22 protein-coding genes and 1 pseudogene are annotated in these 24,534 nt (G+C 28.0%); 5 read left to right on the forward strand and 18 right to left on the reverse strand.

Annotated features, from left to right (window positions below):
• Positions 1-245: 245 nt before the first annotated feature.
• Entirely contained in the window at positions 246-1,052 is an 807-nt protein-coding gene (locus tag DR024_RS14045; RefSeq protein WP_027097431.1) for a mechanosensitive ion channel family protein, read from the forward strand.
• A gap of 38 nt (positions 1,053-1,090) precedes the next feature.
• Here the strand turns inward: DR024_RS14045 and DR024_RS14050 are convergent, their stop codons facing one another.
• From DR024_RS14050 to DR024_RS14065, 4 genes are all read right to left on the reverse strand, one after another.
• The gene (locus tag DR024_RS14050) at positions 1,091-1,762 is read right to left on the reverse strand and encodes a M48 family metallopeptidase (RefSeq protein ID WP_027097430.1); all 672 of its coding nucleotides are present in this window, start codon (positions 1,760-1,762) and stop codon (positions 1,091-1,093) included.
• Positions 1,763-2,348: 586 nt separating this feature from the next.
• On the reverse strand, positions 2,349-3,674 hold the full coding sequence (locus DR024_RS14055) for a family 4 glycosyl hydrolase (RefSeq protein ID WP_027097429.1): 1,326 nt from the start codon (positions 3,672-3,674) through the stop codon (positions 2,349-2,351).
• Between the two features lie 39 nt (positions 3,675-3,713).
• A complete protein-coding gene (locus DR024_RS14060) occupies positions 3,714-5,276 on the reverse strand; it encodes a PTS transporter subunit EIIC (protein WP_055184523.1) in 1,563 nt (520 codons plus the stop codon).
• A 71-nt stretch (positions 5,277-5,347) separates the two neighbouring features.
• Positions 5,348-6,133, reverse strand: a complete 786-nt coding sequence (locus DR024_RS14065) for a carbohydrate deacetylase (RefSeq protein ID WP_027097427.1) — start codon at positions 6,131-6,133, stop codon at positions 5,348-5,350.
• 237 nt (positions 6,134-6,370) lie between these two features.
• Here DR024_RS14065 and DR024_RS14070 point away from each other — a divergent pair, with 237 nt between their 5' ends.
• Positions 6,371-7,090, forward strand: coding sequence for a MurR/RpiR family transcriptional regulator (locus DR024_RS14070; protein ID WP_027097426.1), 720 nt, complete (start codon positions 6,371-6,373; stop codon positions 7,088-7,090).
• Positions 7,091-7,354: 264 nt separating this feature from the next.
• Positions 7,355-7,681 (forward strand): annotated as a pseudogene (locus DR024_RS14075) (helix-turn-helix domain-containing protein); the annotation flags it as partial.
• Between the two features lie 127 nt (positions 7,682-7,808).
• Here DR024_RS14075 and DR024_RS14080 read toward each other — a convergent pair.
• From DR024_RS14080 to DR024_RS14095, 4 genes are all read right to left on the reverse strand, one after another.
• Complete coding sequence (locus DR024_RS14080; RefSeq protein WP_027097425.1) at positions 7,809-9,368, reverse strand: MutS-related protein; 1,560 nt, start codon at positions 9,366-9,368, stop codon at positions 7,809-7,811.
• 276 nt (positions 9,369-9,644) lie between these two features.
• Positions 9,645-10,313 (reverse strand): response regulator, encoded by a 669-nt coding sequence (locus tag DR024_RS14085; RefSeq protein ID WP_027097424.1) that lies wholly within the window; start codon positions 10,311-10,313, stop codon positions 9,645-9,647.
• Positions 10,291-11,466, reverse strand: a complete 1,176-nt coding sequence (locus DR024_RS14090; RefSeq protein WP_034865878.1) for a sensor histidine kinase — start codon at positions 11,464-11,466, stop codon at positions 10,291-10,293. Before DR024_RS14090 ends, DR024_RS14085 begins: the two co-directional genes overlap by 23 nt.
• 147 nt (positions 11,467-11,613) lie before the next feature.
• On the reverse strand, positions 11,614-11,850 hold the full coding sequence (locus DR024_RS14095) for a TIGR04540 family protein (RefSeq protein ID WP_027097422.1): 237 nt from the start codon (positions 11,848-11,850) through the stop codon (positions 11,614-11,616).
• Between the two features lie 155 nt (positions 11,851-12,005).
• On the opposite strand from DR024_RS14095, the gene DR024_RS14100 reads away from it, so the two are divergent.
• Positions 12,006-12,413: a hypothetical protein gene (locus DR024_RS14100; protein WP_027097421.1), complete on the forward strand. Its 408-nt coding sequence runs from the start codon at positions 12,006-12,008 to the stop codon at positions 12,411-12,413.
• Between the two features lie 24 nt (positions 12,414-12,437).
• Here the strand turns inward: DR024_RS14100 and DR024_RS14105 are convergent, their stop codons facing one another.
• The 8 genes from DR024_RS14105 to DR024_RS14140 form a co-directional block, all read right to left on the reverse strand.
• Entirely contained in the window at positions 12,438-12,785 is a 348-nt protein-coding gene (locus DR024_RS14105) for a hypothetical protein (RefSeq protein ID WP_027097420.1), read from the reverse strand.
• A 17-nt stretch (positions 12,786-12,802) separates the two neighbouring features.
• Positions 12,803-14,758, reverse strand: a complete 1,956-nt coding sequence (locus tag DR024_RS14110) for an elongation factor G (protein ID WP_055253728.1) — start codon at positions 14,756-14,758, stop codon at positions 12,803-12,805.
• A gap of 90 nt (positions 14,759-14,848) precedes the next feature.
• A complete protein-coding gene (locus DR024_RS14115) occupies positions 14,849-15,025 on the reverse strand; it encodes a (2Fe-2S)-binding protein (protein WP_027097418.1) in 177 nt (58 codons plus the stop codon).
• A gap of 48 nt (positions 15,026-15,073) precedes the next feature.
• A complete protein-coding gene (locus DR024_RS14120) occupies positions 15,074-15,256 on the reverse strand; it encodes a ferredoxin (RefSeq protein WP_027097417.1) in 183 nt (60 codons plus the stop codon).
• Positions 15,257-15,355: 99 nt separating this feature from the next.
• On the reverse strand, positions 15,356-16,126 hold the full coding sequence (locus DR024_RS14125) for an endonuclease/exonuclease/phosphatase family protein (protein WP_055185249.1): 771 nt from the start codon (positions 16,124-16,126) through the stop codon (positions 15,356-15,358).
• A gap of 304 nt (positions 16,127-16,430) precedes the next feature.
• Entirely contained in the window at positions 16,431-17,060 is a 630-nt protein-coding gene (locus DR024_RS14130; protein ID WP_027097415.1) for a DUF488 domain-containing protein, read from the reverse strand.
• Between the two features lie 32 nt (positions 17,061-17,092).
• The gene (locus DR024_RS14135) at positions 17,093-17,506 is read right to left on the reverse strand and encodes a hypothetical protein (RefSeq protein WP_027097414.1); all 414 of its coding nucleotides are present in this window, start codon (positions 17,504-17,506) and stop codon (positions 17,093-17,095) included.
• A 12-nt stretch (positions 17,507-17,518) separates the two neighbouring features.
• Positions 17,519-18,019, reverse strand: a complete 501-nt coding sequence (locus DR024_RS14140; RefSeq protein ID WP_027097413.1) for a gamma carbonic anhydrase family protein — start codon at positions 18,017-18,019, stop codon at positions 17,519-17,521.
• 106 nt (positions 18,020-18,125) lie between these two features.
• Between DR024_RS14140 and DR024_RS14145 the strand changes: the two genes are divergently transcribed.
• The gene (locus tag DR024_RS14145) at positions 18,126-19,214 is read left to right on the forward strand and encodes a YbjQ family protein (RefSeq protein ID WP_055185244.1); all 1,089 of its coding nucleotides are present in this window, start codon (positions 18,126-18,128) and stop codon (positions 19,212-19,214) included.
• Between the two features lie 55 nt (positions 19,215-19,269).
• Here DR024_RS14145 and DR024_RS14150 read toward each other — a convergent pair whose 3' ends face one another.
• Complete coding sequence (locus tag DR024_RS14150; protein ID WP_065254460.1) at positions 19,270-21,618, reverse strand: sensor histidine kinase; 2,349 nt, start codon at positions 21,616-21,618, stop codon at positions 19,270-19,272.
• A 21-nt stretch (positions 21,619-21,639) separates the two neighbouring features.
• A complete protein-coding gene (locus tag DR024_RS14155) occupies positions 21,640-24,471 on the reverse strand; it encodes an ATP-dependent DNA helicase (RefSeq protein WP_051195901.1) in 2,832 nt (943 codons plus the stop codon).
• Positions 24,472-24,534: the final 63 nt, after the last annotated feature.

Below are 24,534 nucleotides of genomic sequence, written 5' to 3' on the forward strand. Positions count from 1 at the left end.
ACAAAACTTCAAAAGCAAATATCTATTTCTTAAAAAAAATCTATATTTTTTGCTTATTACTACTATACTGCATCCATTTAATCTAAATATATTAATTATTTAAGGTATATGTTAATAATTTATAAAATACTTTTTGTTTATAATACCACAATTTATCACCACTGTAAATATTACTCACATTTTGCTGTTGTATTATTTTTATATGTGTGTAAAATAAAACTTATTATAAAAAAAGGAGAGATATTATGAATTTTGAAGACTTATTAAATGACTTTTTATCCTGGTCATTAAAAAACGGAATAAAATTAATACTAGGTATTATAATTCTTGTGGTTGGCTGGAAGCTTATAAAAAAAGTCATTACAACTTTAAATAACTTTTTAGAAAAAAAAGGATTTGATTCTACTCTTCATTCTTTTTTAGATGCTTTAATAAATATTTCACTGAAAACTCTACTTATTTTTGTAGTTCTTCAGTTTATGGGTATTGAAATAGCAGGTCTTGCTGCTATAGTTGCATCTGCAGGTTTTACTATTGGTCTTGCCCTTCAAGGAAGCTTGTCAAACTTTTCTGGTGGAGTAATACTATTATTAATGAGACCATTTAAAGTTGGAGATTATATAGAAACTTCAGGGCATGCTGGTACTGTTGAAAACATAAAAATATTTTATACTCATTTAGTTACTCCAGATAATAAGGAGATTATGATTCCAAATGGTACAATTGCAAACAATAGTATGATTAATTACACAAATAAAGATACTAGAAGAGTAGATTTAACTTTTGGTGTAGGATATGAAGATGATATACTTCATGTAAAACAGACCTTATTTAAGATCATAGAATCAAATGATAAAATATTAAGTCATCCAGAACCTTTTGTAAGTATTTGTGAACACGGACCAAGTTCCCTTAACTTTGTTGTGAGAGTTTGGACAAAAACAGAAGATTATTGGAATGTATATTTCTACCTACTTGAAGAAGCTAAGATAAAATTTGATGAAGAAAAAATTAACATACCATATCCTCAAATGGATATTCATATGAAATAATTTAAAGAGAGTGAAGTTTTCTAAACCTCACTCTCTTCTTATATTAGCTTTATATTTGCAAGATGAGAATTCTCCCTTAAATATTTATGTTCCTGTTCATAATTTGGCATTATGTTCTTTACTAAAGCCCAGTAATCTTTAGAATGATTTTTATGAATCATATGACACAATTCATGAATAACAACATAATCAATAGCTTCATTCCTAAACATTATAAGTTTTGAATTAAACACCAACATATTGTCATAAGAACAACTTCCCCATCTACTCTTTAACTTTTTAACCTTAATTTCTTTAGGAATAATCTTAAATAAAACTTTATACCTCATTACTTTTTCTTCTACTATTCTTAAAGTTTCTCTCTTTAAATATTCTTCTAAAACTTTCATAGCATTTTCTTTAATCGTAACATTCACCACAAATTTATCATTAAAAAATGCAACAAAATTTCTTTTCAAAAAAGGTTGTTCAATAATTTCTATAGAGTATTTTTTTCCTAAATACATAATTGTATTTACTTCTAACTCTTCTCTACTATTAATCTCCTTTATTTTTCTTGATATCCATTCACTTTTGGATTTTATAACTCTTTCTATGGTATCCTTACTTGTATTATTAGGAACGCTAACTTTAACATTTCCTTCTACATCAATAGAAATTGATATAGACTTTTTCTTCTTATAAATTATTTCATACTTTATCTTACTCATATTAATAATAATAAAATAAGTTAGAATTATTAACAATATAAAAAAGGTAGGAGGATATTTATATATTTTTATATTTATAACAATATATAAATATTTCTTTTTAGGTTAATAAGCTTTAATCAATTCAAATCTCTCTATACATATAGAATTTTACTAAATCTATCCCAGATACCCTTTTTAATCTATAGTTTTCTAAAAATAAAAGAAGGATATTAAACCTATCCTTCTACCAACATAATTAATCTATATTAATTCTTTTCTGCCTAGTCAATTTAATGCTCTAAATGTATCGTTTTTTCCTTTCTGCCCTTCTTCTAAGACTCTTCTATACTTTACTAAATCTGTTTTTATCATTATAGTTTCAATCACGATATATTTTAAATAATCTCTAAGATTAAACCAATAATGTCCTGCTGATTCAACACCTGCTCTATATTGAAAAACTTATAATAAAAAGTATATTAGTATCTTTAATAAATCCATATTAATTTTCTCCAAAAACTAAGGAGCTGTATCAGATTGAATTAATAAATTCAGTCAGAACACATCTCCTTTTTTATTGTTATATTAAATTTTAAGTAATAGCTTACTTTAATTCAGGCCATAGTCCCTTATTAGCTACGTATAATTCATCTAACACCTTTTTACCCACAGTGTAATTAGGTATTGTTTTGTTAAGCATCACAGCTTCTAAGGCTTTTTGGTAAGATCCAGATAATGCTGCGTCAACTGTCATTTTTTCATATGCTTTTTGCATTTCCATCAATCCTTTTTGGAAAGTTGGTATTTCACCAATATTGATTGTTTCAGCTCCCATTGATCCAATATAAGCTGGTGTCTCAACAACTGCTTCTGGATCAAAATTAGAGATTGCACCATGATTCTTTTTATTGACTATAAATCTTTCCCTAGTATTATGAATAATTGCATAAGCAATATCTACAATATAATTGCCATGAACTCCTGCATGTAGTGAAGAATCCTTAGCCGATCCTTCTGAAATCACTCTACGGCATTCATCATAAATACGTTTTTCCCTACCTTGCATCACATAATCTCCACGAGTAAATGAAACGTCATCATGCGCAACCATTTCATCTGGAGTCAAATAATACTGTAAGTAACAATTAGGGAAATACTCTGGAAATCTTTTAAATAGACTAATCATTTGTTTATAAGTATTCACCCAATATTGATCTCCAACAGTTTCATCATTTGACATTAAAAGCGTATCAATTTTACCTGAAAGAACATCTTCACGTAATTGTGGCAACAAATCAAAGCCATTTTCATCATAAACATTTGTCCACCAACCAAAATGATTCAGTCCAAAGTATTTAAATGTTAAATCACGGTGCTCCTTATTAAAGTACTTTGCAATGGCACCTTCAATTGAAATCGGCATATCACAAATACACAAAACATTTGCATCTGGAAACTCACGATAAATTGCTTCTGATAAAATAGCCTCCGGATTTGTATAGTTTAAAATCCAAGCCTTAGGACAAACTTCTTTTACCTTTTTAACTATTTCTAAAACAGCTGGGATTACCCTCATAGCAAAGGAGAATCCACCTAAACCACAAGTTTCTTGACCAACAACACCATTGTTTAAACATATTTTTTCATCAATAGCTCTTTGTTTATTCAAGCCAGGACGAATTTGCATAAATAAGAAATCAGCACCTTTTAAAGCTTCATCAATATTTGTTGTGTATATAACATTTACTTTAGAGCCTAATTCCTTATAATACATTTTCGTATATTGTCCAAGCAAAGAAACTCTTTCTTCATCAATATCATATAAAACTAAATCACTTAAGTTTAATTCTTTTGCACGCTTTCTTAAAACTTCTAAAATACCAGGTGACTGAGTAGAACCGCCACCAACCATTACAAATTTATTACCCATTTTCTATCTTCCTCCAATTTTCAAAAACTATTTCTCACTTTATACATGTACTTTTTTTAAATAATCTATATAAGCTTCAACTTTTTCACGTTCTTGTTCTACACCCATACCAATGACGATTTGGATATGTTTACCTTTATCAACAATTCCAGAAGACTTGACTTTTTCTTTTAATACTTTAATGTCAACTTTATTTTCATCTTTTACATCAACACGTAATCTTGTGTAGCAATTAATGATGCTTTCAATATTGTCTGCACCACCTAAACCTTCAACAATATTTTGAATTTGTGGTTCAAATCCTGAATCAGAATTATCTACAATGGAATCAATGAATGGCTCACTTACAACCTCGGCTCCTTCACGTCCTAATGTTGGAATATTTAACTTAACTATTAATTTTTTAAATACAAAATACTCTAAAACAGCAGTTACTATAAAGATTATTGGAATTAAATATTGATGCCCTAAGCGTGTTGGAATTGCAAAACTATTGATAATCATATTTATTCCTGTATCAAACTGAATAGCAATACCTACTAGGTTTGTAATGAATAAACTCAATCCATATACTACAGCATGCGCTACCCATAAAACTGGTGATAAAAACAAGAATAAAAATTCTAGTGGCTCAGTAACACCAGCCAAGAAAGCTGTAGTTACAGTTGGAATTAAAATTGTAGCAACCTTCTTCCTATTTTCTGGACGTGCCGTTTTCCAAATTGCAAAGGCAATACCAATTGGTAAAGAAATTGAACCAAAGTTTGATAGATAACCTATCGATGGATGCATTGTTGTAATTTGACTTGCATTTCCTAATTCTGCTAACCAGATATTAAATGCACCGTTATACGTTTGACCCGCAATTTCTGCCATACCGCCAAGTGGAGTATAAAAAATTGGCATCCACAAAAAGTGATGTAAACCTACTGGCAAAAGGAGACGATTTAAGAACCCATAGAAGAAGAACCCTACTGTTCCCGCAGTTGTAGTTGTTTTAACCACTCCTTCAACTGCTGAATTAACCATTGGCCAAACATAAGTAATTCCTATTGCAAACAGAATTGTTGCAAATACGATTAAGATGTAAACAGACTTTGTACCAGCATATGGTGACAAATACTTATGTAGCTTAATTTCTCCGAATTTATTGACCATCCATCCTACGAATACACCTAAAGATATCCCTAGAAAAACTCCCATATCAGTTACTTGAATACCAAAGACAATTCCTTGTCCAGTACCATAAAGTCCTTGTTCTCCAGCAACAGCTAAGCGATCCGTAATTGTTAACCAAGAATTATTTGCATATAAAAATATTAAAAATGTAATAATCCCTAAAATTGCCGCATCTGTTTTATATTTTGGTTTTGCTAATGCTGCAGCAATTCCTACACAAAATATAACGCTTAGTTGACCAATCATACCACCAGATAAAATATTAAAGATAAAATCCCCAATATTTTTTGTGAAGGTTGGCATAAATTCCAGTTTTAAAATTGCACAAACTGATAAAATAATTCCAGTCACCGCCATAAACATTACTGGCTGAATAATTGCTTTTGAAAAAATACTAGCTGATTTAACAAATTTCTCCTTCATATATATGTCCCCCTTTAATAGTATTAATTTAATTATTACAACTTTTAAAAAAGTTAATAATCAACAAATACTTATACATTTTTGTAACTACATGTAACAATCTGATTATCTGCAAATAGTTGCTTCATTTGTGAGTCACACAAAATTGATACTTCCTTCATCCTTTGAATATTGAATGAAGAATTGAAATACAGAATCTCATCTACATAAGCTGGATGAACCATAAGCTCTGTTATCTCATTATCCTCAACTTGATCAAGGACTGCTTGAACTTCCTCGAAACATCTAATTCGGTTTTTTTCAAAAGGTATTGTTAAGTCACGAATTGCGGAATGATCCATTAAATCTAGAAACCCCTTAATTCCCTTCTGAACAGGTAAATCTATATTTTCTTCTAACTCAAAGACATTTCTAAAACACAAATGATATTTATCTGCAATTCTTTTCGTTATCTCCAAGTTTTCAGGAAATGTATGGGCATGATGATGACTATCTAAATGAGTCAACTTAAGTCCATGATCCATTAAATAATCTATTTGATGAGACCATTCCTGAAAAATTTCTTCATCACACATTTCATTACGATGTTTTTTATATTCAGCTAGACTATAAAAATATCCGTTTTCATCTATGAGTGACTCTCCTTTAGTTAAAGGTTTTCCACAAGTTAAAACAAGATGACCTCCTACTCCAAGATCTGGATTTTCCTTAGCAAGCGTAATAGCTTCATCACATCCTGGCATATTTGCCATTAAAGTTGTAGAGGTCAGAATCCCTTCTTTATAAGCTTTTATGATTCCTAGATTGACCGCTGAAGAGTATCCAAAATCATCAGCATTTATAATTACTTTTTTCATAATCTCCCTCTTTCATTAAAGACGATCTTTTAATTTAAAGAACAATAAAATCTAGATTTTATTAAGCTATTCTTTCATAACAGCTTAACAGATTTATTAAAGAAACTATATTCATACAATTGTATTTGCTTTCTTTATGTTAATAGTATATTATATAAAAAAAACGTAAACAACGCTTATACACTAGTATGGCTACGATTTCATTTTATGAATATATTTTCACAGGAGCGTGATATTATGTCCAAAATTTACTATTTAAATCGTTTGTTTCCAAACAGTAACTTTCGCGATGAAGATGAAAAAATAATAGAGAGCATTATAGAATCAATTAAAAGCAAAGACATCATCGATATTCGTACTGTTGCACAAATGAACTATACCTCACAATCCTCAATCAGTCGCTTAGCAAAAAGAGCAGGCTTTAATAATTTTAAAGAACTCATTTTTTTCCTTTCAAAAGAATTTTCACATAAGTCTACTAATCAATTGGAATACTTGCCTTTTGTGAGTGTAACTCAAGACTGGGATCAAATAGATAGTTATTTTAATGATGCTTTTTCTAATAAAAAAATCTACTTGTTTGGTGAAGGATTTTGTCAAACTCTAGTTAATTATACTTATCGTAAATTACTCTTAAAAAAAATTTATGCTATTGATTTAGAAGGTGTGGAAATCAGTTTGGTGTCAGATCAAACACCATATACCTTAATTACATTTTCTCAATCAGGCGAAAACAAAAACGGTTTGCTCAAAATGGATGAATGTAAGATTTATGGTGGTAAAGTTATTGCTTTGACAGCTACAGAACACAGTAGCTACACTGCTAAAAGTGACCTTTCCTTCATTGTAGAAAGTGGAAGCACTGGTATAGATCACGAAAATCAAAATTTAAATTATTTTTTTGGTAACTCTTTAAATTTAATGGAGTACCTTATAAATCGTTATACAAAAGCATAAATCTTTTTGATTTATGCTTTTTCAGTTTGTTGAAAAAGGGACTATATCCAAAAAAATTTGATACAGCCCCTTTTTTATTTACTAAAGGTATTTTTTGATGCAAATATTTGAAATAACATAGTTATTAAAAACGCCTTTATATCTGTGTTCTTAGGATTTTTGACTAATTGTAAAATGAAATTGAACTAATAAAAAAATCCATAATAGATTATTCTGTGTTATGATTTAATCGCCAAACCAAAACATACACGAAGGATAATCAATATGGATCATTCAAATATTAATACAGAATTAAGCAAAAATAAACACTTGATTTTTTTAGAACGTATGACTATAGAGCTTCGTTTGAAATATGGATTTTCAGCATATAAGATATCTAAAGAACTTGGTAGATCAATAAATACTATTCTAATTGAAATACGTCGTGGTACAACTATTCAAATAAGACAAGGAAACCATGTTCAAGTATACATTACCGATACTAGCGAAGCTGTACGTAATTTTAAACTATTAGAATGTAGCAACTTTAGTAAGTATACTGTAGACAAAATTACAAATGACTCATGGTCACCAGATGCTTCTATTGGGGAAGATACCAATGAGTGTCATAATGGTTTGATACGACATTTTTACCAAAGGGAAAACGTATATCGGACTATTCATGTGATGATATTGCTTTTAAGGATAATAAACCTATCCTTCTACCAACATAATTAATCTATATATACTTTTCTAATTTCTCTGATTTCTTATAAGATTTCTGTATAATCTCATTTGGATATCCAATATACTCTAAAAGCCTTATGGCATTTCTAGTTTTAGAAACTCCCTTTTTTAATTTGTAATCAAAGCTTAATCCTGTATTATCATCTATATCTTCGCTAAAGTAATAAAATTCATACTCATCTTTAAGCATATCTGTTAATTCTCTGTCATGAGTAGCAACAATCGCAATAGCATTTCTTTCATTAATATAACTTAATATCTCTGCTGAAGAAGATATCCTTTCAATAGGATTTGTTCCCCTAAAAATTTCATCAATTGGACAGAAGACTGTTACATCTTTTTCTAAAGCTTTAATTATCCTAAGTATTGATTCTGCTTCTGCTAAATAATAACTTTTTCCAGCATTTATATCATCCTTAGGAGCAATAGATGAAACTATATTTAAAAAACATCCTTCATACTCTTTTGCCATAACAAAATTCATAGTTTGAGCTAGAACTATATTAGCTCCAAGCATTCTTAAAAAAGTAGATTTCCCAGACATATTTGTACCTGTAAGGACTATTCCCTTTCCATCAATACTTATTGAGTTAGGTACAGGCTTTTTTAAAACAGGATGTACCCCATCTATAACCTTTAATTTATTTTCATTAATGAATCTAGGCTTTGATAGTTTATTTTTATTACAAGCCTTATAGCTAGCTATAGCTGTTAAAGCATCTAATTCACCTATTAAATAATAAATTCTATATATTTCACCTGCATTCTCTTCAATTTTGTCACTTATTTTATAGAAAGTAGTTTCTTCTAATAAAAAAGGGATTGATAGTAACTCAAGTAATCCTCCAAAGGCATTAATTATTTTTATTACTATAGTCCCCTTTTTTAAAGAACTAATATTTTCTAAGTTATACTTTAAGTTTTCAACATAGTAAGATATCTTATGATCTTTAATTTTACAGATTTTTTCACTAGCTATAAATAAATCACTTAAATAACTTAGTCCATGAGACTTAATTATTTCCCGCTCTTTTCTATTAATCTCTATATTTACAAATACACTTACTAATAATAAAAGATTTAGTCTAGGTTCTTTAAAAATAAAGGCTAAAACAATTAATGCTATAGGAATAATATTCCCAAGAACCTTATATAACCAATACTTTTTCTTATTTACAGGTAATTTATCAGATATCATCTCTAATAATCTATTTTTCTTATCATATCCTAACTTAAATAAATTAAATCTTATCTCTGTGGTCAAATCTTGATTTTCTATAAAATAATCTATTAATTCACTTCTTTTATTAAGTTTCTCCTCACTCATTAATGGGTTTTTAAAAATAGAATATAATACCTGCTCTCCAGGAGTGGAATATGTTTTATCTATCTCCCCATATATATCGTTCATACTTAAGTCATTCCAAGTTTGATCATCAATAGAATATTCATTTTCTTCACTAATATCACTTAAAATCCTTATTTTATCAAACTCTCTTGTTTTATTTTGTTCCTTTAAAAAGTCAACTCTTACATCATCCTTTAAACTCATAGTCACCCCTCCAATTTAGTCTATATTATCACATAAAAAACACACTTAACAATATTTCACTTATATAAAGTAAAAAGGTGTAGAAAAATCTACACCTTTTTATGAAACACTGCAAACGATATAACATTATAAAATAATCTTGCCCGTTTGGGGAAACAGGTACTTAATCCTGGGAGAATTAACTACAAAGCAAGATTAATCTTATAACTTATATTATATAGGAATTCTTGCTGAGCTCAAGTAGGCAAAAGTCCCGTTTTTTCTAGGACCTTTTTCCTATTTTTCTATTTTTTTATACACTCTTCTATTATAATATCCCTCTATACCATTATTTATGGCAAAAATAGTAGCATGAACTCTATCTTCAACTCCTATCTTTTTAAATATAGCTGTTACATAATTCTTTATTGTTTTTTCTGATAAATATAACTTTTCTGCTATATCCTTATTTTTAAGTCCATTAGATATTTCAAGTAATATTCTAAGTTCTCTATTAGTTAATGAATCAAGTAAATTATTTGTTCCCTCAATATTCACGTCATTAATAAATGAGTCTATCAATGATTTATCTATATATTTGCCACCAGCATATACTGTTCTAATTGCATTAGTTATTTCACTTCCAGCCGATTCTTTTAACACATATCCTGAAGCACCTAAATCCATTGCTTCTCTTATTTTTCTTCTTTGCTTTTCAACTGTCAAAATAATAACCTTTATTTTATTCCATTTATTCTTTATGATTTTTAATGTTTCTATTCCATCTAAAGCATACATATTTATATCTAAAAGAACTATCTCTACTTCTATTCCTTCTATTTTTTTAATTAAATCTTCCCCACTACTGCTTTCTGCTACTATATTTAAATCTTTTTCATAACTTAGTATCTTGCTTAATCCCTCCCTAATTAAAGCATGATCATCAGCTATTGCAATATTTATCATCTATCATACTCCCCCTAATAATAGGCACCTTTATCCTATACTTTGTTCCTTGATTTATTCTCGAATTAATGTCTACTTTACCACCTAATCCTTCTACTCTATCCAATATTCCGACTATTCCATATGATATTTTTCTTAGCTTTGACTCATGTATTACCTCTTCTAAGTTAAATCCCACTCCATCATCTTTAAAACTAATAAACAAGTAATTTGTTCCTTTTTCTATTAAAATTTCCACATAGTTAGCTTTTGAGTGCTTCTTTACGTTACAGATAAGTTCTTGTACTATCCTATAAATACCAATTTCCACTGTATTATTACATTTGTCGTAATTTAACATCTTAAACTTTATATTTATATTACTTTCATCTGAAAAAGTATCAATTAAATCTTGAATTGATTCCTCTAAAGTTTGTTTCTCTAAGTATGGAGGTCTTAAATCAAATATAATTCCTCTTACTTCCATTAATGCTTTTCTTACTGTACTTTTTAACTCATCTATTTCTTTAAGGCCTTTTTCTAAGTCTTCCATTAATATTTTCTTACAAAAGTCTATTCTCATTATTGAACTTGCCAAATATTGAGCTGCTCCATCATGAACTTCTCTTGCTATTCGTCCTCTTTCTGCTTCCTGTATTTCTAGTATCTTGATAACCATCTCTTGATTATTCTTTTCATTCATACTAGCAACAGTTTTGCCTAAATCACCACATAAATAGTTTAAAACTACATTTACTTGACAGACAACGCTTTCAGCTTCTTCTATGTTTTTAAGGTAATTTTTTAAGGATATTTCAATTTTGTCCCTTTTTCCCCTTAATTCACGCTCTTCTTTTTGTTTAGTTATATATCTTACTTTAGTTTCAAGAGCTTCGTTGTAAACCTTCTTTACTAATTCATCAGATACAGTTAAATTAGCTGAAATTTTAGCTAGTTTATTTCTCATCTCCCTATCCTTTTTTTCTAATTGGTCTACTTCTCTAATTGTCTCCTTTATATTAACTAAAATTATCTCTAACTCCTGTTTTTGATTTTCAAACTCATTTTTAAGACTCTCTGTAATACTAAATATTTTATCTTTACCTTCATTTATTTCTTCTATTACTTTTTCTAAAATCAAATTTATATCTTTTATACCATTACCATTACCCATTACCTACGTACCCCTTATTAAGTAAAATAATCTGCTAATTAAAGTATTCAATATTTTACTTAAAACTCCTTCTTTTTATATATGATTATATATTCTTACATATTTATTCACTAAATTTATAAAATAAAAACTCACAATCGTGAGTTTTTATTTATCATTATCTTTTATTATCTTATTAATAATCTCAACTCTATCTTCTCCTAAAACTAATGATACCTTTCTATCAACATTACCATTCTTAACTAGTCTTTCTTCATTTACTTCTATCATTTTTAAAATCTTTTTTTCTAGATCTTCATAAGACATTAGGTCTTCTAAATAAGTATCAATTGCATCTTTCACAGCTGTAGCTAATTCTTTAGGATTTCTATAACTAACTCTCATCTTTAAGTACTCCTTATAATTTAATATAACTTTCACTTAAAGTTTAACAACTGGATAATAAAATTGCAACACTTAAGACTAATATAGATTTTTTATCATTTTATCAACTTACTTTACATATATTTTTATAAATAATATTAATGAGGTGATTTTAAATGAAAGAAACTAAATTTTATAAGACATTAAATATATCTCTTCAATCAAAAAGATATACCATAGTACAAGACATTATAAATAGCTGGGATAATAATTTAACTAAAAGTGAAGTCGTTTGTGAAGATATTCTCGCTATGTATAAGATTAAGCAGATACCTTGTTTAAAAGATATAGTTAACCTAATAATTAATAAGTGTGAACCTCTAACCAATATAAATGATAATGAATATTTTCTTTCGCTTAATAAATCAATTATTAATTATTTTCAAGATAAGTATTCTAAAAATCCAGAGATAGCAATTACTAAAGAAACAAATGAATTAAATAATTATAAAAAGTTACTTAGCTTGCTTATTGAATACGACCCAGCTCTTGCTATTAACCTTATAAAGAAGCTAGATAGTTAAAAGAGGATAGGCTAGGAAAAAAATTCATCCTAGTCTATCCTCTCTTATAACAAGTGAGTTATATATCTTATACCACTTTTGCACCGTATTTTCTAATCTGTAATAATGAATTATATAAGCAACTGACAAAACTCCCAAAATAAACATTAATACTCCTAGGGGCAAGCTAACATTATTATAAAATATAAAAAAAGTAATAAAGAAAAGTATAATAGTCATTACCATTACTATTAAATGTACAAATCTCTCATGTTGAAGAAATTGTATTTGAGTTTTATGGTAATTCGCAAGTTTATTTGCTTCATCATTATTTAACTCCTGCTTTAATATTTCTTTAAGCCACTTCTCATAATTCTGTATATACTCCTTCACACTAACACTTCCTATTATTAAATTAGACCTTCTAAATCACAATGAACTTCTTCTTTAACCTTGTCCCATTTAACTAAATATCCTTGTCCTTTTGAGCAAAAAATTGAAGTAGATGTGTATTCTATATCTGCATCTTTATTATATCCTCTACTTTCTATTACCTCTTCCCAGTTATGACACTTATCATACCCATCATATGTAAGACTAATACTACCTTTTCCCTTTGTAAATGCATTAAATTCATTACTATAATCCATAAATGTAGATACTGGCCCTCTCCCCTGTATAACTACCTTATTTTCATTTTGTTCTGGGGCATTAAAGCTTCCACTTAATCTTTGTATATCTGAAATAATTCTTCCCATATATTCTATATCTGCACTAATTTTAAACCTATAGTATGGCTCTAAAAGAATATTTTCCACCTGTTCTAGCCCCTGTCTTATTGCTCTATAAGTAGCTTCTCTAAAATCCCCTCCGCTAGTATGTTTCAAATGAGCTTTCCCTGTTAAAAGAGTAAATTTTATATCAGTAATTGGAGAACCCGTAAGTATTCCTCTATGCTCTCTTTCAAATACATGTGTTTTTATAAGATTCATCTGTCCTATATTTAAATTATCACTATGACACTTATTTTCAAATGTTATTCCTTTGTCCCTATTATTAAGTTCCATTAATAAGTGAACTTCTGCATAATGTCTTAACGGCTCAAAATGACCTGATCCAATAGCCTTTTCTTTAATGGTTTCTTTATATAAAATATTACAAGGCCCAAATTCAATATCTAAGTTAAACCTTTCCTTAACTATTTCCTTTAAAATTTCAGTTTGAATCCTTCCCATAATATGAACATTTATTTCTTCAAACTCTTCTATCCATGTTACATTCAATAAAGGATCCTCACTATTCAAGATCTTAAAGTAATTAAATACTTCTTTAGCATTTATATCATCATTAAATATTACCTTTGATACCATAATTGGTATAAAATCATATTCTATCTTTTCTTTCTTATACCCTATAGCTTCACCAGGGTATAACTCTGTAACCCCTGTAACTCCAAATATATCTCCAGCCTCTACAGAATCAACACTCTTAAATTTTTCACCATTATAAATCCTAATACTACTAATCTTATCCTTTTTGTCTTTATACTTAATTTCATCCCTTACTTTAAATTTTCCATTAGTACATTTAATAAATGTTATTCTAGTTTTATTATCTTTATCATATTTCACCTTATATACAGCACCTTTAAATTCACCTTCACTATCATAATTTGTATATGTTAGATTATCTAAAGCATATATAAATTCCTTTATACCTATATCTTGTAAAGCCGAACCTGAAAATACTGGATAAATTCTGCACTCTTTTACTTGATTTCTTAATGCTCTAATCCATTCATCTTTACTATATTCACCATTAAAATACTTTTCAATTAACTCCTCATCATTTTCTGAAATTCCTTCAACTACTTCTTCACTTAACTCTTCTTCTAAACCATTTTCTATGAAACAAATTTTATTAGAAAAGTTAGTTTTTATTTCATTTATAATTCTCCCTACCTCTGCCCCTACTCTATCTATCTTATTTATAAATATAAATGTAGGCACATTATTTTTCTTTAATATATTCCATACAGTTTCTGTATGACCTTGAATTCCTTCTACTGCACTAATTATTAATATTGCATAATCTAACATGGATATAGTTCTTTCCATTTCTGTAGAAAAATCAACATGACCTGGGGTATCTAACAAATAATATGTAGATTCACCAATATTAAATATGGCATCATGAGAAAATACAGTTATACCACGTGCCCTCTCTATATTATGATTATCTAGATATGAATTCTTGTAATCAACTCTTCCTCTAGTTCTTATACTGTTTGTATGATAAAGCAATTGCTCTGAAAAAGTAGTTTTTCCAGCGTCTACATGTGCTAATATTCCTATAGTTTTCTTCATATGATATATATCCCTTCTTTTATTACTTACTTTTATTATACAAAAAAATAATCCTAGTTTGAAAACCAAACTAGGATTATTTACTAAAAACTACTTATTTTCATCTATTAATTTTAAAATAGTTTCTTTACATCTTGATGCATGACAGAATCCAGTACCTGCTCCTGTCTTTTCACTTACTTCATCAAAAGTTTTTGCACCATTCTTTATTGCTTCAACTATTGTTTCTTCCGAAACACCTTTACATAAACATACTGTATTTGACATATGCTCAACTCCTTTTCTATACATATAATTTCTGCAAAAATTTTTTTTTTATTCTTCTATAGATATTGCTGCTACTGGGCAATTTTCACACGCTTCTCTTACAGCATCTTCAGTTCCATCTACAACTTCACCTGCAACTGCTATTCCAGTATCTAAGGAGAAAACTTCTGAGCATGTTCCTTCACATAATCCACATGATATACAAATATTTTCATCAACAAATGCTTTCATAAAACTAAAACCTCCAAATAACCTTTATAGCATCCCATATCAGACTAGAATGCTCAACTATATTATCAATTAATAATCGTTATTTGTCAATACCTTATATTATTCAACTTCTGAAATTAAAGGATAATGATCCGAAGGATACTTTCCATTTTCATTATATGTTAGTATTTGAATACTTTTAATTGATAAATTATCTGTCACGAAAATATAGTCGATATGAATCCCCTTACTTCTCCCTTTAAATCTGCTCATTGTGGTATGATTGTATATTTCTTTTTTATAGTCCTGAACAGCTACAAACTTTTTATTGTTATAGTTATATTTTCTTATTTCTTCTATAACTTTAGAATTTGGTGATGCATTAAAATCTCCCATAAGAATAGTTGGTAAATTTTCTTTACCTTCTTCATTTTCAATAAAACTTAGTATCTTCCTCACTTCATATACTCTTGATTTTGTAAACAAAAAATCCAAATGAGAATTACATATTCTATACTTATTCCCATTATTATCTCTTATCACAGCAGCTGTGCATATTCTAGGAAATACAGAATACCATCTAGAGCTACTTATTTTTTGTGGAGTATTAGAAAGCCAGAAAGTTTTATATTCTTCTACATGAAATTCTCTAGAGATAAATATATCATTTCTTTCTACAAACATTTTTTTACTTCTTGGAGTTCCGACCACATAATATTCATCTAACACATCCACTAATTCTCTATGCATAACATTTGTTAACTCTTGCACTCCAATAATATCAGGCTTATATTTCTTTATAATATTTATTACCATATCTTTTCGATTTGTCCATCTGTTATTAATATCTAAAATAAAATCACATCTTAAATTAAATGTCATTATTCTCATAAGAAAACCTCTTTTAAAAATTATTTTTACAGCACAATTTTTGCTTAAGTGCATAGTATAAAGTATAGTTAAAAGGGAGTAGTTATAACTATAGGGTCAACATACTGGTCGTTAGCGCCTGGCCTTATAACCCATTGGGTAACGAGACTTTTAGCACAATCTATTTAGGTTGTGTTAAAAGTCTTTTTTAATTCTTTAATTGTTTATTATACTTACTACCTGTATTTATCCCAAGTTATTTTAGATATAGGTATTTTAAAAATTTATCCCTAAATAATAATAAAAAGTGGTAGACTCCCTACCACTAATTTTTTTTCCTATCTTCACCTATATGCTCTATTCTATATCCAATTTCTTTATTAGCATGTTTATATGCTTCTCTTATCATATCTTCTTCTGAAATACTGCTATTTAAAGAGTCTAAAGTTAATTGATATCCAGATTTATAATACTTTTCTAATAAATACTTTTCAATATCTTCTTGACTTCCTATAGAATAATCGTGAAGAATATGCTTAACTTTAAATCCTGCATCTCTTAGTGATCTTCCAACCAATATTGCTCTATGACACCTTATTGGATCTTGCATAGCACCAAGTAAAGCAATTCTATACCCTTTTTGGCAACCATTCTTTAATCTTTCCATTCCCTTTATAAATTCTTCTTCCTGAACTACTTTCTCAAAATCTGAATACCCTTCATCATTATAAGAAACTTTATTTATACGTTTAGCAGCTAACTCTTTTGCCATATAAATATATATAAAACCTTCTCTTTCAAGAGTTTTTTGTATAATTTCTTTATTATATTGGATATTATACTTAGAATAAGGAGTACCTCTAATATCTACAACGCAATTAATATTATAAAATCTTAGCATATCTATCAGTCTCTCTACATCATAATTTGAATGACCTATTGTAAATATCTCCATACTAAAGACTCCCTTCTTTATATGACTATAATCTATTCTACTTGAGTTAATAGTCTTCTAGTTATATCTTTAAGTTTTCCTTCACTAAACTCTTCATGAACTATAACAATTATTCCCCTTACATCATTATCGCTTTCATCCCATTTATAGCTTTCAACATTAATAACAGAATCATCTGGCATGAACTCCTCTAAATCTGTTCCAAGTTCAGTGAATAATCCTAATAATTCTTCAAATAGTTCATCTTCTGTTAGCTCATTAATATCATAATCATCTGATAATATTTCCTTTAAAATATCAACAGATAAACTTAAATTTAAAGCTACTACATCTTCTCTCTTACTTCCTTTAGACATATCCTTTAATACTTTAAAATTGCTATTATCTTCTATCAATTTCTTAAAATCTAAACTATCTACAACTCTATTTCCAAATGCTACGTACATATTAATTACTCCTTATTTATGCATATTTGCCATTTCAATATAATGAACAGAAGATTCTTTTATAGATTTTATTTCCTCTTCGCTTAACTCTCTTACTACTTTTGCTGGACTTCCCATACAAAGTACACCTGACGGTATTTTCTTATTTTGAGTTACTAAGCTTCCAGCTCCTATAATAGTATTTTCTCCAATCTCTGCTCCATTTAATATTACAGACCCCATTCCTATTAAAACATTATTAGAAACTTTACATCCATGTATAACACAATTGTGTCCTATAGTCACCTCATCACCAACTATAGTTGGAATCCCAAAATCATTATGTAATGTACTATTTTCTTGTATATTAGTATTTTTTCCAATTACAGTTTTATCCATATCACTTCTTATACAAACCCCATACCATACAGACGTGTTTTCTCCAATTACCACATCTCCAACAACTGCTGCATTTTCTGCAACAAAACAACTTTTATGAATATTAGGTATTTTTTCTTCAAGTCCTTTTATCATGCTTCCCTACCTCGTTTATTTTTTCTTAATTATATTACCACAAATTTTAATCTTTTATCTATATATTGTATAATTAAAATATATTTATAAAAGGCGGGGAAAATTTATGAGAAATATTTTAACTGTTACAACTTCAACTTTAATGGGTAACTATGAAATTGAAAAGTATTATGGATATATATCTATAAACTTTGTTACTGGAGCTAATTTTTTAAGAGACTGGTTTGCAGGATGGACTGATATTTTAGGTGGAATATCAAAATCTTATACAAGGGAATTAGACGAATTAAAATCTATGGCAAGAAATGCCTTGGAAAACAAAGCACGTTTACTAGACATGAATTGTATACTAGGCTTAAATATCGATTTAGATCCCATCTTTGGTTCAAATTACTCAATGTTTATGGTTTCTGCTACAGGAACAGCTTGTAAAATCACTAATCTTATTAATGATGATAGTAATTCTGAAGAAGAAAATATCAAATTAGATTTATCAAGATTATATTCAAACACACTTATTTCTAATGCCCCCTTAGACTTTTACAATTGCACTATAGATGAGGTTGAAGGATTTTTAGCATCCTTACCAAGTGGAAGTGAAAAAATGCTTGTAGACAAACTTATTGAAGAACTTGGAAATAATCCAACTAAAAATATATTCTCTGGTTTTAAGGATAATATAGATTCTGTTACTGAGTTTCTACTTGGCAAAAATTTCTCTGAGGTATGTAGATATGTAACTGATGATATAACTAAAGAAAAGGCTCTTTTTATTAAAACCTTCAATATTATTGACTATAGTTCTATATTAGAACAATTTAAAAATTTAGATAATAATGACACAAAAATTGACCTTTTAGTTTCACTAACAGCTAAACCTCCTCTTGTAACAAAGGATAACTTTTACGCCTTAGAAGAGCTTATTGATTTATTAGAAAAAAAATTTCAAAAGGAGATTACAATAAAATCTCAAGGCTTTGGAAAGAAAAAAGATATGTGGATATGTAAACACTGTGGCTCTCCAGTAGAAATGGATAGACAAAGCTGTTTCAATTGTAATTATGATAGATATGGTCTGCCATCTAGGATTACAAGATATGTTGCTGGAGATGGGCAAATATTTAATTATGAAAAGAGAATATCAAATCTTAAATCAATCTATGAAATTCTCAAAAAATATTATAGCAATAAATAACTTTTTTAAAAAAGTGGATGCATCAAAACCTTCTTTAATGCATCCACTTTCATTATTATCTATCATAAATATCAGAAAACTCTATATTAATCTTTTCTTGTATTGCAGTTTCAGCAGCTCTATTATCATCATCATTCCACACATCATCCATAACTAAATTAGGAATTTTAAATAAAAAGGTACTTCCCATTTCCGAACTATCTTCTAGCATAACTTCTCCATTATGTTTATTAATTATATCTTTAACTAAAGCTAAACCTATACCACTACCTTCTCTCTCCCTACTAAATGATTTATTACTTTGAACAAATCTTTCAAATATTACATCCTTTAAATGCATAGGTATACCTATTCCTGTATCTTTTACTCTTACATATACCCAAGTTTCATCTACTTGAATATCAACAAAAATTTCTCCACCCTTAGGAGTAAATTTAACAGAGTTAGAAATAAGATTTAACATAACCCTTTCTATTTTTTCAGGGTCACATCCTACTATTAATTCCTCTATGGAAGTGTCAAACATTATATTTATTTTTTTTTCTTCAACATACGGAACAGTAGACAATGTTATATTTTCAATTAAACTAATAATATCTATATTCTTAACTTTTATTTGCATTGCTCCTGTATCTAACTTAGAAATATCTATAAGATTATTTACTAACCTTAATAATCTAAATGCATTTTGACTGATAGTTTTTTCGTATTTAATATAGTATTTAGCTAAAGACTCATAACCATTATCTTTCTGATTGTTTAATAATTGAAGACATGAATAAATAATATTTATAGGTGTTCTAACCTCATGAGATAAGTTTGCAAAAAACTCTGCTCTTATCCTATCGTATTCTTTAATTTCATTATATTTAACTCTTAATGACTTTAGTTCTTCCTTCATTTCTAAACTTCTAGATATAACAACATATCCTTCAAATTCACTATTAATGCGTCTAAAAACTGATTCTACTCTTAAGCTATCACCATTGTTACATAATATTTTATGTTTTATTATCTCGCTATTTTTAATATTATCAATTACAAATGTATCTCCATTATCCTTTTTAAAAAACTCTCCATACCTATGCCCTATTATCTCCTCCACTTTAACCCCTAAACTTTCTATAGCTGAGGTATTAGCAAAAGTAACTATTCCACTTATATCAATAGTAATAATAAAATCTAATATATTCTCTGCTACACTCTTAAGCCTATTTTCACTTATTTTTAGCTTACCAATGACTTCGCATTCATCAGTTTTATCTATAAAGCTTCCTATTATCCACTTTGAATCATCTGTTACTACCTTTTGAAGGTGTACCTCATAATATTTCTTTAAGTTACTAAAATACATTATATTTAAATAACTACCCTTTTCTTCAAGTATCTTTTTTATATTTTCAGAAATTTCTTTATTGATATTAAATATAGAATTCTTCTCCAGTCTATTATACTGGTCCTCTATAGTTGCACCTTCATTAATAATTCCTCTTGCCAATTCATTTGCATATACAATTTTATAGTTTTCATTATACACTAAGATATTACTATGTAAATTCTTTTCATTTGCAGCATAAAACACATTTAGATTAAGTCTTAATTTCTCAGACTCTCTAATTCTAAAAATCATTTCAAAAAACAAACCTATTATTATTACCAAAAAGGCCATAAATGTTAATATATATCCAAGCATTTTTACATTATCTGGATATTTATTGTGCAATATAAAAATATACAAATTTTTTATAGTTACTATATTTATACTTGCTCCAAATATAGAATAAATAATTCTTTTTGTTTTTATACTATTCTTAAACAATATAAATACTAGTATAAAGTGGAATAAGATTAATCCCCAAACTAAATAAAAAAACATCCTTTCACTTACTATATCTTCATAACTTACTACTTCTCCTATTTTCCCAAACATTATTGATACGGATAAAAGGGATACTAATATACATGATAATAACTTATTATTCAATATATACTTAAATAGTATATTTTTCTTATATACTATATAGGATAATAGAAAACCTTCATACAGATATATAGCAATTATTGTTATATATCTATCTCGCATCTCTATTCCCCAGTAATTTCCAAATGTGTTGATTATAACGAACTCGATAGTCATCATGGTATATACTTGACTTATTATAAATATGTCATCTTCTTTATAAATATAGTAAAATGTATAACAACATATTAATGAAAATATAGCCAATATTATATCACCATTGATTATAAGACTCTCTATATTAGATTCTTCTATTACTTTAGCATTGCCAAAAAACAATGTTAATATTGCCACAAAGTTAAAAGAAATTATAGTAAAAATAATTGAATATATAGTCCACTTAACACCTATATTATCTTTATACCTCACCTCATCTAAAAACATATATTTCCACCTCTTACTTTGCTATTTAATAAACTTAAAATTCATATTTGTAATTTCATATCTTCCATTATTAATATTTATCTTAAAGAAAGACTTTCTTTTTTTATTTTCTTCTATAAATGAATTATAAAACTCCTCTCCATTTATACTTTTACAAATAGATCTTAAGTTCTCCAAATTCCATCTATAGTAATCAATTTCTACCCTTCTTAATACTTCCTTCTTAGAAATATTCTCAATAATAGGGCCTCCTAAATCTCTTTGCAGACTTAAAAGAGTCTTATTATTAGTTCCTCCATCTAAAATACAAAAGTATCCATAATCTGTAGTACTTCTAATTAGTCTTCCATAAACTTGTTTAACTTTTATACAAAGTTGTGGATAGTTAACATATCTATAATCCTTTTTTCTATAATTAACTATTGCTTTCAGTAATGGATCTTCAATAGATTTATTAGGTATCTTATCTAGAATAACTGCTGTTAATGCATCTCCAGGTAAATCAATCCCTTCAAAAAACCCCTTACTTCCTAATATAATAACCTGCCTATCTCTATCACTTAAATACCTTATTGACTTTTTATTTGAATGTACTTCTATTTTACTTCCCTTTACTAGTTCATTAAGTCTATCCTCAACAGCTTGTTTCCTTAAATTATTAGTAAATAACACTAGTATATGACCATTTAACTTCACAGCCATTTCATATATAAATTGAGAAGAATTTTCTATAAAATCTCTACTATTATACCTTCCAATATCCTTTAAAGTAATTATCCTAGTTCTATCTCTTAAGTTAAAAGTAGGTGGAACCACCCACTCATTTGCTTCTTCCTGTCCTAATATAGACTTAATTCTTAAAAATGAATTATTAATCCTAAGTGTTGCAGATAAAAATGTAACACTTTTTACATCATTTAATATCTGTTCATTAAATAATTCATCTACATTTAATGGTATGTTTCTTATTCTAAAATAGCTGTTATCTTTTGATACCTCAAACTCTTTTGCGGTATTTCCTTTTCCTTCTGACTGTTCTATAAATGAATCTAGGGTATCAAAGGAAGACTTTAGTTTTAAAATATAGTTTGTTACCATCCTATATTCGTGCTCTTCCTTACCTTCTTCCCCCTCTAAGGTTATATTATTAAAATACTTATTTAACACTGAATATAAAGCATATATATTTTGTTTTAACTTAGATATATATACATCTAACCCTTTCAGCTTTTCCTTAATATGAGATTCAGCTAAAACATATTCTATCTTAAAGTTATATTCCTCATTAGGAAGCTCTGCATTATTTAAATAAACCAATAAACCTTGAATATCTAAATTTATTTGTGATACCAAATACTTCAATTTATCTAAATCTAATACCTCTCTATATCCTAAAGATGCATTTAAATAATTTAATATTCTAAAGATAGAAGGTTCCTTTCCATATAAGTACTCTAGTTGTTCTTCTAAAACTTTAGATTCAAATTCATCTGCAAAAAAGTCATAGCACTTATCCATTAAATTATGAGCCTCATCTATTATAAGATGAGTAATCTTTTTCTTTTCACCATATGGCCAACTAGCAAGTAAGGAGTGATTTACAACTGTTATATTTTCTTGTGGTAATTCATTATACCTCTTTCTTAAATAGCACTTTTTGTAGCATCTATCTAAGTTACACTCATCACTATCACATAAAAACTTATTTATATCCCCATCTAAGTTAAAATGATTAAAGGCAAACTGAGATACTTTTTCAATATCCCCATACTCACCCTCTTCACATAGTCTTTTTAAAAAAATCTCTCTTAAATTCTCTATTAAGTTACCAGTAACTTCACTATTTTTAGCTAATCGTTCCGGACACAAATAATTGCCTTTTCCTTTTATGTATCCAAAATTTATCCTATCACTTAATCCAAGCATTTCTAGCATATTAGGAATATCCCTATCTACAAGTTGATTTTGTAACTCTTTAGTATCTGTAGAAATAATAAAAGATGCATCCTCAACATTATGTGTATTCAAATTTTTGTAGCACTGAAGTATTCCTATAAGCAAATATGCAAAGGTCTTACCACTTCCTGTTGGTGCCTCAATAAATATACGTTCTTCTCTTTCAATATTTTCTCTTATCTTAAATGAAAATTTCTCTTGCTCTTCTCTATACTGATAATTGAAATCTCCCCCTCTATTCCATATATCCTTCCTTCTTAATAACTTTTCAAATTCATTATAAGGAATTTTCTTTTTCGAAGCTTTAATCTCAACTTCTTGTTTTTTATTATATTTAACATAATTAAATTCATTATAATTAAAAAACAGTGGCTTCTGTAAATACACAGCCCACCCCCATTTTTCATGGATATTATAATCAAGTTTTAATATATTATATAAATTAGCATTTTTCTTTTTATACTCTTCTTCCTTATCCCACAATCTACATAAAAATGAATTAAGTACATAAAGAATATTTGTTGCTTTATTTATATTATCAAAATCAATTGATGTAACTTCTTTTATTAAACTTATAACTCTATAATCTCTTCTCCACGGTTCTAAAATGGAACAAAGTTCCCTTAAATCTAATATTTCATTCTTTATATCACTTATATATTTTTCTAAAAATCTTTTTGTAAATGATGCATCCTCACATATTATTGGAAGCACTTCTATAAATAACATTAACTTTTTTATATCTTGTAATTTATTCTTGAAGGAAGTAGAGAAAACTTCAACATTACCTTCTTTTATTTTTACTCCATCTATTCTTATTATTTCTGAATACAATGGATCGAAGGATGTAGCATCAATGTAAAGATATACTACATTATTTAAAATACTATTATCCACAACCCTACTCCTTTCTTTATACATACCTTAGTATTTTACAAGAACTACTTAAATAAGTAAAAT

The sequence above is a fragment of the Clostridium paraputrificum genome (assembly GCF_900447045.1).
GTDB lineage: Bacteria > Bacillota > Clostridia > Clostridiales > Clostridiaceae > Clostridium > Clostridium paraputrificum.

Coding starts and splice junctions, on each gene's coding strand:
- DR024_RS14140 (WP_027097413.1), bottom strand. CDS start 18,019: ATGATAAAAGGACTTGAAGAAAAAATACCTAATATTCATAAAAGTTGT.
- DR024_RS14055 (WP_027097429.1), bottom strand. CDS start 3,674: ATGGGTAATAAATTTGTAATGGTTGGTGGCGGTTCTACTCAGTCACCT.
- DR024_RS14095 (WP_027097422.1), bottom strand. CDS start 11,850: ATGAGAGTTAGTTATAGAAATCCTAAAGAATTAGCTACAGCTGTGAAA.
- DR024_RS14120 (WP_027097417.1), bottom strand. CDS start 15,256: ATGAAAGCATTTGTTGATGAAAATATTTGTATATCATGTGGATTATGT.
- DR024_RS14145 (WP_055185244.1), top strand. CDS start 18,126: ATGAGAAATATTTTAACTGTTACAACTTCAACTTTAATGGGTAACTAT.
- DR024_RS14065 (WP_027097427.1), bottom strand. CDS start 6,133: ATGAAAAAAGTAATTATAAATGCTGATGATTTTGGATACTCTTCAGCG.
- DR024_RS14060 (WP_055184523.1), bottom strand. CDS start 5,276: ATGAAGGAGAAATTTGTTAAATCAGCTAGTATTTTTTCAAAAGCAATT.
- DR024_RS14050 (WP_027097430.1), bottom strand. CDS start 1,762: ATGAGTAAGATAAAGTATGAAATAATTTATAAGAAGAAAAAGTCTATA.
- DR024_RS14125 (WP_055185249.1), bottom strand. CDS start 16,126: ATGAGAATAATGACATTTAATTTAAGATGTGATTTTATTTTAGATATT.
- DR024_RS14100 (WP_027097421.1), top strand. CDS start 12,006: ATGAAAGAAACTAAATTTTATAAGACATTAAATATATCTCTTCAATCA.
- DR024_RS14080 (WP_027097425.1), bottom strand. CDS start 9,368: ATGAGTTTAAAGGATGATGTAAGAGTTGACTTTTTAAAGGAACAAAAT.
- DR024_RS14090 (WP_034865878.1), bottom strand. CDS start 11,466: ATGGGTAATGGTAATGGTATAAAAGATATAAATTTGATTTTAGAAAAA.
- DR024_RS14110 (WP_055253728.1), bottom strand. CDS start 14,758: ATGAAGAAAACTATAGGAATATTAGCACATGTAGACGCTGGAAAAACT.
- DR024_RS14130 (WP_027097415.1), bottom strand. CDS start 17,060: ATGGAGATATTTACAATAGGTCATTCAAATTATGATGTAGAGAGACTG.
- DR024_RS14070 (WP_027097426.1), top strand. CDS start 6,371: ATGTCCAAAATTTACTATTTAAATCGTTTGTTTCCAAACAGTAACTTT.
- DR024_RS14115 (WP_027097418.1), bottom strand. CDS start 15,025: ATGTCAAATACAGTATGTTTATGTAAAGGTGTTTCGGAAGAAACAATA.
- DR024_RS14045 (WP_027097431.1), top strand. CDS start 246: ATGAATTTTGAAGACTTATTAAATGACTTTTTATCCTGGTCATTAAAA.
- DR024_RS14135 (WP_027097414.1), bottom strand. CDS start 17,506: ATGTACGTAGCATTTGGAAATAGAGTTGTAGATAGTTTAGATTTTAAG.
- DR024_RS14085 (WP_027097424.1), bottom strand. CDS start 10,313: ATGATAAATATTGCAATAGCTGATGATCATGCTTTAATTAGGGAGGGA.
- DR024_RS14150 (WP_065254460.1), bottom strand. CDS start 21,618: ATGTTTTTAGATGAGGTGAGGTATAAAGATAATATAGGTGTTAAGTGG.